The organism is Sporomusa sp. 246TCP1 (genome assembly GCF_057319775.1).
The window spans coordinates 1,670,602-1,683,321 of record NZ_CM170492.1 but is presented as its reverse complement, the minus strand read 5'-3'; the positions used below and the strand labels follow the sequence as shown (position 1 = coordinate 1,683,321).

Genomic DNA, 12,720 nt, shown 5'->3' with positions numbered 1-12,720 from the left:
TTAGTTCCTGCGGCTAATTTGCCGCTTTTGTTTAAGAATTATTTCCCAATAGTTTAGGAGTTATTCGGCGAAGTTCCAGCCATAAAAAACTCCCAGTAAACAGTGATGAAATGACATCAGATACCGGCATTGTCAACCATATTCCTTCTAAACCAAAAAATTGAGGTAAGATAATAAGTGCCGGGATTAAGATAATCACCTGCCGTGACATACTAAGAAAAATGGCATATCCGGCCTTGCCAGTTGCCTGGAAATAACTAGCTCCGATGATTTGGAACCCGATCAGCGGCAGCATAATCAAAGAAGTTTCAATTCCATTTGCGCCTAGTGCAATGAGCTCCGGATTGTTATTAAATAACCGGATAATCTGGCTGGAAAAAAGTTGTGTTACCACAAAACCAATTACCGATACCAAGGTAGCCGCATATGTACCAAGCTTCACGACTTCAATTACACGCTCATAAGATTTAGCACCATAGTTATATCCTAAAATTGGCTGAACACCCTGGCTGATGCCAAATATAGGCATTAGTATTAACATTGCCACTCTGTTAATTACCCCGTATGCCGCTACAGCCAGCTCTCCTCCATAACTGAGCAGGCTGTAATTCGATAATATGGTCACCGCACTGGCAGCAATCTGCATTAAAAACGGCGATAAACCGATTTTGCAAATACCAAAAACAATATTTTTATCAAGCCGCAAATTAGACCAACGCAGCTTAAGAACCCCCTGATCGCTGATAAGATAGCGTAGTACCCATACAGCGGCAGCTGCCTGAGCAACTACTGTAGCCAAGGCCGATCCTGCTATTCCCAGTTTGAAAACAAAAATAAATAATGGATTTAGTACAATGTTCAGCACAGAGGCAATTAACATGGTCACCATTGCCATTCTCGGATTGCCTTCAGCCCTGATAATATTATTGAGGCCAAAGCCAATATGCATAAAGATACTACCTAAAAGAATGATGCGGGTAAACTCGCGGGCATATGGCAATACGTTAGGTTCTGCCCCTAAGAGCACCAGAATTTGATCTAAATAGATAAGGGCAACCACAGTAGTCGATAACACAGCCACAATCATCAAGCAGCAGGCATTGCCAAGAATAACTTCGGCTTCATGCTGGTTTTGTTCTCCTAAACGAATGGATATCAGTGTCGAAGCACCAATACCAATCAACATACCAATCGCCATTAAAATAATCATAATAGGAAAAGCTATCGTTACCGCAGTAAGACCAATATCACCAACCCCATTACCAACAAAGATACTATCAACAATATTATATAGCGCATTCACTACCATCCCAATAATGGCCGGCAGGGAAAACTCCCATAATAGCTTACTTATTTTTTTCTGCCCCAAGGCTCCAGATTGATCCATACGTTCCTCCATAAAATAGAATTTATATCCATCCATAAACCATAATAATCTTTGCAACACATAGCAATATTTTATTCAATTATTTTTCATACTATTTATCGTCTTACTGCAATTCATTCTGGGCAAAATTACCAACGAGAGAGCTAATGAGGAAAATAAAAACGAGCATTGCCGCGTGACTACCCGTAATGATGATGAATTCTGAACTCCATCATTGCAGAAGAGGTAGGGCGAAGCAATTCCCGCATTCGGCTTATCTCTAAATTCACAGTTAACCTTTCAATCCAGGACAAAAAGTATGTATAAACAAAACTTGGTTAACGATAATTCACTTCAAAATTTACACAAGTCACCAAGGGTTTACCGGCTAAACCAAGTAAGAGATTTTCAGTTGCCAGCATTGCCATCCGGTTACGGGTTTCGGTTGTCGCACTGCCAATATGTGGAACAACAAGAATATTCGGCAGTTTTAGCAAAGGATGCTCTGCCGGCAACGGTTCAGGATCAGTAACATCCAGCGCTGCATAAGCAATCTGTTTGTCAGATAGCGCCTTGTATAGAGCCAGCGGATCTACAACCCCGCCTCTAGCCGCATTAATGAAATAGGCTGTCGGTTTCATTTGAGCAAACTCTTTCGCCCCGAACATTCCCCGGCTTTCAGGAGTCAGCGGGGTAAGCACAACAATAAAATCTGCTGTTGCTAAAAGCTCTGACAAGGTACGATACTCGGTTTTGAGCTGCTCCTGGTCAGGACGGGGATGGCGGTTATTATAGATGACTTTCATTCCACTGGCCTGAGCCCGTCTGGCAACAGCTGAACCAATAGCTCCCATACCGACAATACCAACTGTCTTATTATACAAATCTACGCCTAGTGGCAGTTGTCCCGCTTGCCATTTCCCGGCCCGTACCCAATCCCAGCCTTCATGAATACGCCGGGCTGCTGACAAAAGTAGTCCGAAAGCCAAATCTGCCGTTGCCTCAACAAGCACGCCAGGGGTATTAGCAAAAGGAATCTTCCGGCTGGTACAGGCCTTAATATCAACATTATCATAGCCTACCGACGATTGCGCAATCACTCTTACTTTGGGCGTAGCCGCTAATAATGTTTCATTTACTGCAATATTGCCAGTAACAAACAACCCTTCAGCATCCTCCAGCCACTTTGCTAACTCTTCAACGCGCGGCGGCGCTGACTTCTGCCATTGGCAAACTTCACACTGCTCCTCAATGGCCGCCAGTGCTGAAGGTAATATTTCTCCGGTAATTACAACTTTATATTTGGTCAAAAAGTCCACCGCCCTTACTTATAGAATGTTACTTGCAATATCATTTACTTCGCCATTATTTTTATTCTACCTGCTCGCAAGATCTGTACTCATTTCCAAAAGGTGCATAGCTGCATTAAAACAGCGCTAGGCGCGCCCTTGAGGATACGGCTCTAACCGCAGAGTATACAGAGAGCGCAGAGGGGAGATGTATATCGAGACATTCTCTCTGCGTACTCTGCGTCTCTGCGGTTCAAAAAACTTATACTTTATGCATAAGAAAAACCCTATCGCCGGAGCGAAAGGGCCTTACTTACTATTGAAGCGATTCAATGCGGGAAATTACCTGCTCAGGCGTCATACCTGTCGCATCAATAACAGGGGCTTTAGTAATAGTATTTTGAATATTCATTAGGTTGTTATCCATACCCATTACTACGCACGCCATTATACCACCATCTTTGCTTGTAGGACTTACAACCGTGTAACCATTCTTTTCTAGTGCTTGCTTAATTGTTGATAAATTATCTTCCACAGCTACCTTTTTTGCCACAAGAACACCTCCTTCGAGCTTATTATTGCCCAAATATAAGTCTTCCATTACGTTATCGTTTTTCAACATGATAGACCGGGTAGGAACCAAGGTTTTTATACCACAAGCATTTATCCTTAATCGCACTAACTGCGGCAGCAATATTGCTTTCTGATGCACTGCCTTCGATGTCGAAAAAGAAGATGTACATACCCAGTCCAGTACGGGCAGGGCGGGACTCAATCCGCATTAGATTCACCTGTCTTTGGGCAAATTCCCCCAATAGATTATACAAACTACCTGGATTCTCGCCGTTAATTTGACAGACTAGTGTCGTTTTACAGTTTCCCGGTTCACAAACAATCGGCTGCCGCTGCAAACCGATGAAGCGGGTGGAATTAGACGCAATATCCTGAATATTGCTTGCTGCAACAGTTAATCCATTAAATTCACCGGCCCGTAAACTACCTACAGCCGCACACAACCCATCACTTGTTGCCACTATTCTGGCCGCGGCGGCAGTGCTTTCAACTGGTTTGAGTTTGGCTTTCGGATACAGTTTTCCTAATGTTTTTCGGCATTGAGCCAGGGCCTGGGGATGAGACACAATGACAGCAATTTCTTCACTGCCTTTTTTCATTAACAAATTATGTCTAACAGGCAAAACAATTTCTTTGGTAATATATAAATTAACCTCATGAGCCATAGTGTCTAATGTAATATTGACAGAACCTTCTAGTGAGTTTTCCACAGGTACAATACTTTCATCCACTTCACCTGACCCGACTGCCCGAATGGCATCATCAATCCCATTAAACGGTTTTAAACAAACATCTGTTTTACCATATAAATGTAAAACGGCTTCTTCACAATATGTTCCCTGTGGGCCAAGATAACCAACTGTCCTCACCATAATCATCCCTCCAGTAATATAAAAAACTCCCGTCCTTGAAAAGGACGAGAGCAACTCTCGCGATACCACCTTTGTTATCCGCCTTACGGCGAATCACCTTAAAAAGTACGGGCAAACACCGATACTCTCCTTCGTTGATAACGGTGAAGGTCTCCGGCTACACCTACCATCTGCGACTGCTATCAGACCAGATTTCAGCAAGCAACTCCAAGGCGAACTTCAGTAGACCAATCCATGCCGTTTCTCAGCCTCCCGGCTCTCTGTGAAGAAATCAGTATACCTACTTTTCCTCTTCTTAGTCTTTACTGCTATTTTTTCTACTATATCATGCTATTGGTATTTATTCAAGTACCAATAAACAGTCTGCATTATTATTCTCAAATTTCATTAATTTTTAAGTAGCTACTTTTCCAAGGTGTGATATTGAACAGGTGTTTCTACATAAACACTGGTGCTCGGGAAAGCGATAGATACACCCTCATTTTCTAAGACTTCCATAATCTTTAGATTAATATCCTGCTTGATATTGAGATATTCTTCCCACACAATGGTTGTTGTAAAAAAGTACAAAAATAATTGCAATGCACTATCCCCAAAAGCATCGAACTTCACAAATATCGTTTTTTGATCAATATTGGGATGCACCCGAAGAATTTTTTCAATTTCAGCAATACATACTTTCAATTTATAACTGGGTGTACTATAAACCACTCCGATTTGAAATGTAATCCTGCGCATAGAGCGTTTAGTAAAGTTAATAATCGGGTCATTTACCAGCTTTGAATTTGGAACAGTGACCAGTGCCTGGTCAAAAGCCCTTATTTTGGTGCTTCTGAAATTAATGTCTTCAATCGTTCCTTCAATCTCACTTGTTTTTACCCAGTCCCCAATACTGAACGGCTTATCTGTTATAATAATAATCCCCGAAAAAATATTAGCCAAGAGGTCTTTAGCTGCCAAAGCAAATGCTAACCCACCAAGCCCCAAGCCTGCAATAAAACCATTTACATCATAACCCCAGGTGCTAGCGATTGTAACAAAGGATAACGCCAATACAATAAATTTTAATACTTTTGAAAGAAAAGGTATTAGAATCCGATCAACTTCGCGATTGAAGATTCGATTGATTTCTTCTTGATTTTCTGCATAATAGCTGATCAATCCATATATTGCACTTGCAAATAAAATAATAATACCTGATCTAAATAAACTACTCAGCAAAGAATTAAATGTGCCCGGCAAACAATTTTGCAGAGCAAGATAAACTCCGACAAGAACGATCATATTCTTGCTAGGATTGCTTATAGCCATCAAGAAAGAATTCTCTGGATTGACTTTGTTCCTATGAATGAGATTCAATATAAAATAAAAGATATAGTTAGTAAATAGATTTTTGAATCCCCAAAAGACAAAAAAGATAAAAATAGAACCGGCTAACTTATATAAATAAGAATATGTTGTAACATATGCCAGTATCGTATAAAATTCATCAGGTATTTGTATGCCGCCAACTTGCATCTTTGCTAACTCCTCTCTGTGTTTTCAAAATATGAACGGCCGAAATTCTTGGAAAGCCAAGTATTTCGACCGTTTATCCTTCCTTGACCACTAATCGACAAAGTACCGGAAGTCATATATTCTACAACCAACTTAATTATATTGTAAGGGTTTTTACTTTAATTTTCAAGAACTTTTTCGGAGGACTTATCTTGTCTTCACAAGAAAGTTCTCTAAAATTTTACTACCCTGGGGTGTGAGAATTGACTCAGGATGAAACTGTACTCCTTCTACCTCGAATTCTTTATGTCTAAGCCCCATAATTAAACCATCCTGTGAAGTAGCCGTAATTTCCAGGCAGTCAGGCAAGCCGGTTTTATCAACAATTAGCGAATGATATCTACCGGCCGTAAAAGGTTTGGGCAAATCCTTGTAAATTCCCTTTCCCCGGTGAATAATATACTCAGCCTTGCCATGTACCGGCTGTGGTGCGCGAATAACCTTGCCGCCAAACACCTCACCAATAGCCTGATGGCCAAGGCAGATTCCCAGTATTGGAATTTTGCCTGCAAACCGGGCAATAACTGCTTTACATATCCCGGCCTTAGCAGGTGTTCCTGGTCCTGGTGAAATGATGATCCCGCTATAATCTGTACGCTCTATTTCCTCAAGCGTTATCCTGTCATTGCGGATGACAGACACCGGATAGCCCAGATTGGCTACATACTGGTACACATTATAGGTAAATGAATCGTAATTATCAAGTAGCAAAATCATGTCACTCAGCCTCCTCAATGAGTTGCATTAAAACTCTGCCTTTATGCATGATTTCCTTGTATTCCATCTCTGGCACAGAATCGGCAACAATCCCGGCCCCTGTTCGTACAGTAACCTGCTGACCATCAATAATTAATGTGCGGATAGTAATGCAGGTATCCATATTGCCCCGAAAGTCAAAATATCCTACCGCACCGGCATAAGGGCCGCGGCTGTCGCCTTCCAACTCATAAATGATTTCCATGGCCCGTACCTTTGGTGCGCCGCTTACCGTACCTGCCGGAAAGCAGGCGGCCAGCACATCAACCGCGGAAAACTTTGGATCAACCTGACCTGATACCTCTGATACAATATGCATGACATGGGAGTACTTTTCCACTTCCATCATCCGGTCAATCGTAACAGTTCCTGGCAGGCTGACCCTGCCAATATCATTGCGACCCAAGTCTACCAACATCGCGTGTTCTGCACATTCTTTAGTATCAGCTAATAATTCAGCAGCCAACGCTTCATCCTCTGCCGGAGTCTCGCCCCGGCGGCGCGTACCGGCAATCGGACAAGTTAGCACCTTACCATCCTCCAGCTTGACTAACCGTTCCGGGGATGCACCAACAAGCTGCTTATCGCCAAAATTAATATAAAACATATACGGCGACGGATTAGCTTGTCGTAACCGGCGATATAGCGCAAATGGGTGCTGGGTCAACCTATAATGGAAAGGACGCGATAACACGACCTGAAATATATCTCCGGCTGCGATATATTCTTTAGCTTGCTCTACCATGTTGATATACTGCTGCTTACGGAGAGCTTCGTCCTCCTCACCATTTAGTTCAGCCGTTAAATTGGGTTGGCTGTCCTGAGCGGACTGGTCATCAGGCAAAATGACAGGCTGGCTGAGTTTAGCCACAAGTTCTTCCAGTTCCTGCAGTGCCTGCTCATATTCCGCCGCCGTATCCTGAACCTCGGGGGTAAGGTGTACCAAATTAATCAGTTGCGTGCAATGAGTAAGATGATCCATAACAATGATAAATTTACAAACCAATAATTCAATGAGCGGTAAGTCATCTGGTATTGTTAGACCACATACCCGTTCCCAGGAAGCCACTGATTCATAAGCGGCATAGCCCACCGCACCACCGGCAAATGACGGCAATTCCGGCATTTCCGGCATGGAAAATCGTTTTAAAAAATCAGCAAGCAATAGGTGCGGTTGCCCCTGCTCTTTAAAAATACAGTCACCAAAACTAAGTTCAGCCTTGTTACTATAGGCAGTAAATGTAGCCAACGGCCTTGTTCCAATGAAGGAATAACGGCCAAAGTTTTTGCCGGTCTGGGCACTTTCTAAGATAAATCCCGGCTCATCGCCTACCAGTTTATAATACAGCGAAACCGGAGTTTCCATATCGGTTGGTAACTCAACACTTACCGGCATCACAGAGTAGGTTACCGCTAACCGGCAAAATTCCTCTTTTTCGGGAAATGCTTTCATCCTTGCACCCCCTTATCAAGTGCCTGCCTAAGCGTACTGGTAAACTCCTGCACAGCTGCAACACCTTGTTTCGCCAAACGATCCACAACCGCGCTGCCAACAATAACCGCATCTGCATATTTGGCTGCCTGACACGCAGCTTCTGGAGTGCCGATACCAAAACCAATCGCCAGCGGCACTGTGGTTTCCTTGCGCACATCAGCCAATAGCGGCGCAAGCTGGCTGTAGTCAATCTGACGCACACCGGTAACACCCGTATTTGATATGCAATATATAAAGCCGGACGCCTGACTGCAAATGGGTTTTAACCGCTGCGGTGTCGTAGTCGGCGCAATAAATCTGATTAGATCAATTCCCGCCTGCTGACACGCAGGTTCAACAACAGCAGATTCTTCTATTGGCAAATCAGGAAGAATCAGGCCGCTGATACCAGCCTTGGCAAAGTCGGCGGCAAATTTGTCAATCCCATACTGTAATACGATATTATAGTAGGTCATAATCGCCAGGGGAATGTTCGTTTCCTTAGTAAGCTGTTCTACCAGCTTGAGCGTTTTATCAACAGTAGCCCCGGTGGCTAATGCCTGCGCAGCCGCCTTCTGGATGATGGGACCGTCAGCCATTGGGTCAGAAAATGGTAACCCTATCTCCACCAAATCGGCACCGGCTGCTTCTACTGCCTTGACGGCCTGTAATGTCGCATTATAGTCAGGATAGCCGGCTGTTATATAGATAATCAGACCTTTGCGGCCAGATGACTTACATTCCTGCATTTTTTCTGCTAGCTTCATGCTAATCCCCCCAATACATTTGATACCATCTGTACATCTTTATCCCCGCGGCCAGACAAACAAACAACAATCGCATCTGTTATTTCGGTCTTGGGCATCAACTGCTCTAAATAGGCGAGCGCATGAGAGCTTTCCATTGCCGGAATAATGCCTTCCACCCGTGACAGCCGTTGAAAGGCGGCTAACGCTTCTTTGTCTGTAACTGCCGTATATTGTACCTTGCCGGCATCCTTGAAGAAGGAATGTTCCGGCCCGACACCAGGGTAATCCAGGCCGGCTGATATCGAATAAGCCGGAATTACCTGACCATCACTATCTTGGCGCAAATAGCTTAAAGCGCCGTGAAGTACTCCTGGTTTGCCATGAGTCAGCGATGCCGCGTGTTCGTTGGTAGTTAACCCTTTACCGGCAGCTTCGACACCAATTTTGGTGACTGAGGTATTATCCCGGAACTGATAAAAGATTCCCATGGCATTACTGCCGCCGCCAACGCAGGCTACTATATATTTTAGATTTTCCCCTTTTTCAACAATCTGCGCTGCCAGTTCCTGACCGATAATTGCCTGAAAATCCCTGACAATCATCGGATACGGATGCGGCCCGGCTACAGTACCAATAATATAATGCGTATCCCGAATATTAGTAACCCAGTATCTGATAGCTTCCGTGGTTGCGTCCTTTAAAGTACCGGTACCGCTGGTGACTGGTATAACCTTGGTTCCGAGCAGCCTCATCCGAAAAACATTCAGAGCCTGCCGTTCCATGTCTTCCTCACCCATGAATACACAGCATTCCATACCAAACAGTGCGGCCACCGTAGCACAAGCCACCCCATGCTGCCCGGCTCCAGTCTCAGCCACAATGCGTTTTTTCCCCATGCGCCGCGCCAACAGCGCCTGACCGATCGCATTATTAATCTTGTGAGCACCAGTGTGCAGCAAATCTTCCCGTTTTAAATAAATTTTCCCCTTCCCATAATGCTTGGTTAAATTATCGGCAAAATAGAGCTTGGTCGGTCTGCCGGCATATTCCTTAAAATAAAATTCTACCTCAGCTTTAAAACCCGGATCGTCTTTTAATTTGCGATAATTATCATCAAGCTCAATCAGCGCCGGCATAACTGTTTCCGGCACAAACTGACCTCCATATTGTCCAAACCTTCCCTTTTCATTAGGCATTGTAACCTCTCCTCTCTTATTTTGAACCGCTTAACGCCAGTTCACGTGTCATAGCCGCCACATCACTGGCGATAACCAAACTTTCACCAACCAGAATACCCTTTACACCGGCCGTTTTTAGCTTTTGGGCATCTTCCCTGTTTTTAATACCGCTTTCACTGATAATCACGCGGTCTGGCTCGCAATGCTTCAACAACGTGAAGGTCTGAGCAATATTAGTTGTAAAAGTCTGCAAATCCCGGTTGTTGATTCCTATCAGTTTAGCCTCCGTTTGCTGCACCCGGATAAGTTCTGCCAAGGTATGCACTTCCACCAAACAATCCATTCCTAACTCCCTGGCAATTTGCAAAAAGCGCACCAACTCAGCATCTGATAATATAGCGGCAATTAGCAGTACAGCGTCGGCTCCAGCTGCTCTGGCTGTATACAGCTGATATTCGTCAATGATAAATTCCTTGCACAGTACCGGCAGCTTCACTGCTGCTTTTACTTTGATAATATCGTCGATATGGCCGTCAAATGCAGTATTGGTATGCACCGATAAGGCGGTAGCACCATTACCGGCATAAATCTGCGCCAATTCAAGCACTGTGTACTTATTACATAATGTTCCTTTGGCCGGTGAAGCCAGCTTGCACTCGGCAATTAATGCCCATTTGGATTCTTTTATTGCAGCACTAAAAGCAAAGTTGCCTGCTACTACCTGATTTTCTATTTTCGCCAGCGGTTCATCCATTTTGGCTGCCGCAACCGCCAGTCTTGTCTGCACTACAATTTTATCTAACATGCTGCACCTCGGTTCTTCTGACAGCGGCAATAAACCGCTCTATTTTTGCTATATCCTTAACGCCATTGGTTTCAACACCGCCAGAGACATCAACCCCGTCCGGCTTAAGGACCTGAATGGCCTCTGCCACATTGTCTGGTGTTAAACCACCGGCTGCCAATAGTGGCCTTGGCGCTTGCTGCACCAGTGCCTTGGCTTGCTGCCAGTCAAAAGCTATCCCTGTTCCGCCCTGCTGTCCGGCGCTAAAGCTGTCAAACAAAGTCCATGCCGGCTGATACCCAGCAAATGCCGTTACCCTAAATTCAGGGCTGATGCGGAAAGCTTTGATAACCGGGTAACCAACCTGTGAGCAGTATTCCGGTGATTCATCGCCATGGAGTTGAACATAGTCTAGCTGGCACTCTCGCGCCACCGACTGTACTTCACTTAGTGGTGCATTGACAAATACACCTACCTTAGCAATGCCTGACACCTGACGGGAAATTTTCTGTGCCTGCGCTAGCGTAATCTGCCGTTTGCTGCTAGCAAACACAAAACCCAGTAAATCAGCACCAAACTTCTTGGCGGCCAGCGCCGCTTCCACTGTGCTGATGCCACAAATTTTTATGATAATGGCAATTCCCCCCTATCCTGGTAGTTTTGTGTAAAGGTTTTTAGCGCTTCTAGCTTGGTATATGCACTACCACTATCAATACTTTTGGCCGCCAATGCAATCCCTTCCTCAATATCGCCTGCTGCATCGGCGACAACCAGTGCCGCAGCGGCATTCAGCAATACGATATCCCGTTTAAATCCTTGCTCACCCTTAAGCAGTCTGATAATAATCTGCGCATTTTCTTCGATCGTGCCACCTTGATAATCGGCCAAAGTGCACCGCGCAAAGCCATAGGCTTCTGGTTCAATTATATAAGAACGAATTTCCTCACCGCGTACTTCGGCAACCTGGGTTGGCGAAGCTGTTGATATTTCATCAAGTCCATCAAGACTATGCACAACCATGGCACTTGTTACCCCCAATTCAGCAAGCGCATGAGCCACCTTGGTAGTCAACGCCTGATCATACACACCAATAAGCTGACAGTTTGCGCCGGCCGGATTAGTCAGCGGACCAAGCAAGTTAAATACAGTACGAAAACCAAGTTCTTTCCGTGGCTTTACAGCATACTTCATGGCCTGATGAAAACTAGGAGCAAAGATAAAGCCAACACCAATCGTGTCAATAGCCTCAGACACGCCCTCAGGCGGTAATTCCAGCTTTATCCCTAATGCATTCAGCACATCGGCGCTGCCACAGGAGCTGGACACACCCCGGTTTCCATGCTTAGCTACATTAAGTCCGGCTCCGGCCAAAACAAAAGCTGCTGCTGTTGAAATATTAAAGGTCCCCTGCCTGTCACCACCAGTGCCGCAGGTATCAATTATTTTATTTGAGCTGCACTCTACCTTCAGCGCCTGACTACGCATACTTTCAGCAAAACCGGCAACCTCCAAGCTGGTTTCCCCTTTCATGCGCATGGCGGTTAAAAAGGCACCTATTTGCGCTTCACTGGCCTGTCCGGACATGATTACCTGCATAGCCGCTTTGGCTTCCTCCCGTGAGAAGTCTTGACCAGCAATTGCCTGTGAAAGATAGTCTTTTAACATAACCTTCCGCCTCCTTCAGAAAATAAAAAGAACCATTTCGCCGTAAAAGGGGCGAAATGGTTCGCGGTACCACCCTAAATTGGAAAGTGCGGGCGGAAAATAAAAAGACCATTTCACCCCAGGGGCGAAATGGTCGCGTTACCACCCTATTTGAAAAGCCTAACACTTTCCCTTGTTCAGGTACGGGATATAATCATCCGATACCCTAGCCCGCTAACGGTGGCATCCGACCCAGCCTACTTGCATTTGCGTTTGGTGGGCAGCTCACAGGTCCATTCCATATGCTCTCAAGGCCGGTCATCACACCTCCGGAAAATCCGGTCACCAGCTCGCTGTACTAAAGTGTACACATGTACTCGTCCTGCTCACAGCTATTTACAGTATGTAAATTTAAAGTTATTATAACGTATCAATTTTGTATTGTCAAGACCATTTTTCATTTTCATTATTGATAATT

The 12,720-nt window shown here is 44.7% G+C and carries 12 protein-coding genes and 2 other annotated features; all 12 genes read right to left on the bottom strand.

The genetic code is table 11. The annotated features are described in order from the left end of the window. Nucleotides 1-31: 31 nt before the first annotated feature. The 12 genes from AC1ECB_RS08380 to trpD all read right to left on the bottom strand — a co-directional run bounded on the left by AC1ECB_RS08380 (nt 32) and on the right by trpD (nt 12,263). Complete coding sequence (locus AC1ECB_RS08380) at nt 32-1,387, bottom strand: MATE family efflux transporter (RefSeq protein WP_485668278.1); 1,356 nt, start codon at nt 1,385-1,387, stop codon at nt 32-34. 317 nt (nt 1,388-1,704) lie between these two features. Then, a complete protein-coding gene (locus AC1ECB_RS08375; protein WP_485668277.1) occupies nt 1,705-2,685 on the bottom strand; it encodes a 2-hydroxyacid dehydrogenase in 981 nt (326 codons plus the stop codon). A 286-nt stretch (nt 2,686-2,971) separates the two neighbouring features. Next, nucleotides 2,972-3,208, bottom strand: coding sequence for a YkuS family protein (locus tag AC1ECB_RS08370; RefSeq protein WP_485668276.1), 237 nt, complete (start codon nt 3,206-3,208; stop codon nt 2,972-2,974). A 52-nt stretch (nt 3,209-3,260) separates the two neighbouring features. Beyond that, nucleotides 3,261-4,100, bottom strand: a complete 840-nt coding sequence (gene pheA / locus AC1ECB_RS08365; protein ID WP_485668275.1) for a prephenate dehydratase — start codon at nt 4,098-4,100, stop codon at nt 3,261-3,263. A gap of 37 nt (nt 4,101-4,137) precedes the next feature. Beyond that, nucleotides 4,138-4,406 (bottom strand) — a binding site (T-box leader). Between the two features lie 96 nt (nt 4,407-4,502). Then, on the bottom strand, nt 4,503-5,618 hold the full coding sequence (locus tag AC1ECB_RS08360) for a mechanosensitive ion channel family protein (RefSeq protein ID WP_485668274.1): 1,116 nt from the start codon (nt 5,616-5,618) through the stop codon (nt 4,503-4,505). Nucleotides 5,619-5,804: 186 nt separating this feature from the next. Then, nucleotides 5,805-6,374: an anthranilate synthase component II gene (locus AC1ECB_RS08355; RefSeq protein ID WP_485668273.1), complete on the bottom strand. Its 570-nt coding sequence runs from the start codon at nt 6,372-6,374 to the stop codon at nt 5,805-5,807. A gap of 1 nt (nt 6,375) precedes the next feature. Further along, nucleotides 6,376-7,866 carry an anthranilate synthase component I gene (gene trpE, locus AC1ECB_RS08350; protein WP_485668272.1) on the bottom strand — a complete coding sequence of 497 codons (1,491 nt, stop codon included), beginning with the start codon at nt 7,864-7,866 and terminating at the stop codon, nt 6,376-6,378. Continuing rightward, entirely contained in the window at nt 7,863-8,654 is a 792-nt protein-coding gene (trpA, locus tag AC1ECB_RS08345) for a tryptophan synthase subunit alpha (protein ID WP_485668271.1), read from the bottom strand. The genes trpE and trpA overlap by 4 nt, the downstream gene beginning before the upstream one ends. Beyond that, on the bottom strand, nt 8,651-9,832 hold the full coding sequence (gene trpB, locus AC1ECB_RS08340) for a tryptophan synthase subunit beta (protein ID WP_485668270.1): 1,182 nt from the start codon (nt 9,830-9,832) through the stop codon (nt 8,651-8,653). Before trpB ends, trpA begins: the two co-directional genes overlap by 4 nt. 16 nt (nt 9,833-9,848) lie before the next feature. Beyond that, nucleotides 9,849-10,619, bottom strand: coding sequence for an indole-3-glycerol phosphate synthase TrpC (trpC, locus tag AC1ECB_RS08335; RefSeq protein WP_485668269.1), 771 nt, complete (start codon nt 10,617-10,619; stop codon nt 9,849-9,851). After that, on the bottom strand, nt 10,609-11,202 hold the full coding sequence (locus AC1ECB_RS08330) for a phosphoribosylanthranilate isomerase (RefSeq protein ID WP_485668268.1): 594 nt from the start codon (nt 11,200-11,202) through the stop codon (nt 10,609-10,611). The genes trpC and AC1ECB_RS08330 overlap by 11 nt, the downstream gene beginning before the upstream one ends. A gap of 20 nt (nt 11,203-11,222) precedes the next feature. Further along, on the bottom strand, nt 11,223-12,263 hold the full coding sequence (trpD, locus tag AC1ECB_RS08325; protein ID WP_485668267.1) for an anthranilate phosphoribosyltransferase: 1,041 nt from the start codon (nt 12,261-12,263) through the stop codon (nt 11,223-11,225). 117 nt (nt 12,264-12,380) lie between these two features. Then, nucleotides 12,381-12,641 (bottom strand) — a binding site (T-box leader). Nucleotides 12,642-12,720: the final 79 nt, after the last annotated feature.

Coding starts and splice junctions, on each gene's coding strand:
- AC1ECB_RS08360 (WP_485668274.1), bottom strand. CDS start 5,618: ATGCAAGTTGGCGGCATACAAATACCTGATGAATTTTATACGATACTG.
- trpE (WP_485668272.1), bottom strand. CDS start 7,866: ATGAAAGCATTTCCCGAAAAAGAGGAATTTTGCCGGTTAGCGGTAACC.
- trpB (WP_485668270.1), bottom strand. CDS start 9,832: ATGCCTAATGAAAAGGGAAGGTTTGGACAATATGGAGGTCAGTTTGTG.
- AC1ECB_RS08355 (WP_485668273.1), bottom strand. CDS start 6,374: ATGATTTTGCTACTTGATAATTACGATTCATTTACCTATAATGTGTAC.
- trpD (WP_485668267.1), bottom strand. CDS start 12,263: ATGTTAAAAGACTATCTTTCACAGGCAATTGCTGGTCAAGACTTCTCA.
- trpA (WP_485668271.1), bottom strand. CDS start 8,654: ATGAAGCTAGCAGAAAAAATGCAGGAATGTAAGTCATCTGGCCGCAAA.
- AC1ECB_RS08380 (WP_485668278.1), bottom strand. CDS start 1,387: ATGGATCAATCTGGAGCCTTGGGGCAGAAAAAAATAAGTAAGCTATTA.
- pheA (WP_485668275.1), bottom strand. CDS start 4,100: ATGGTGAGGACAGTTGGTTATCTTGGCCCACAGGGAACATATTGTGAA.
- trpC (WP_485668269.1), bottom strand. CDS start 10,619: ATGTTAGATAAAATTGTAGTGCAGACAAGACTGGCGGTTGCGGCAGCC.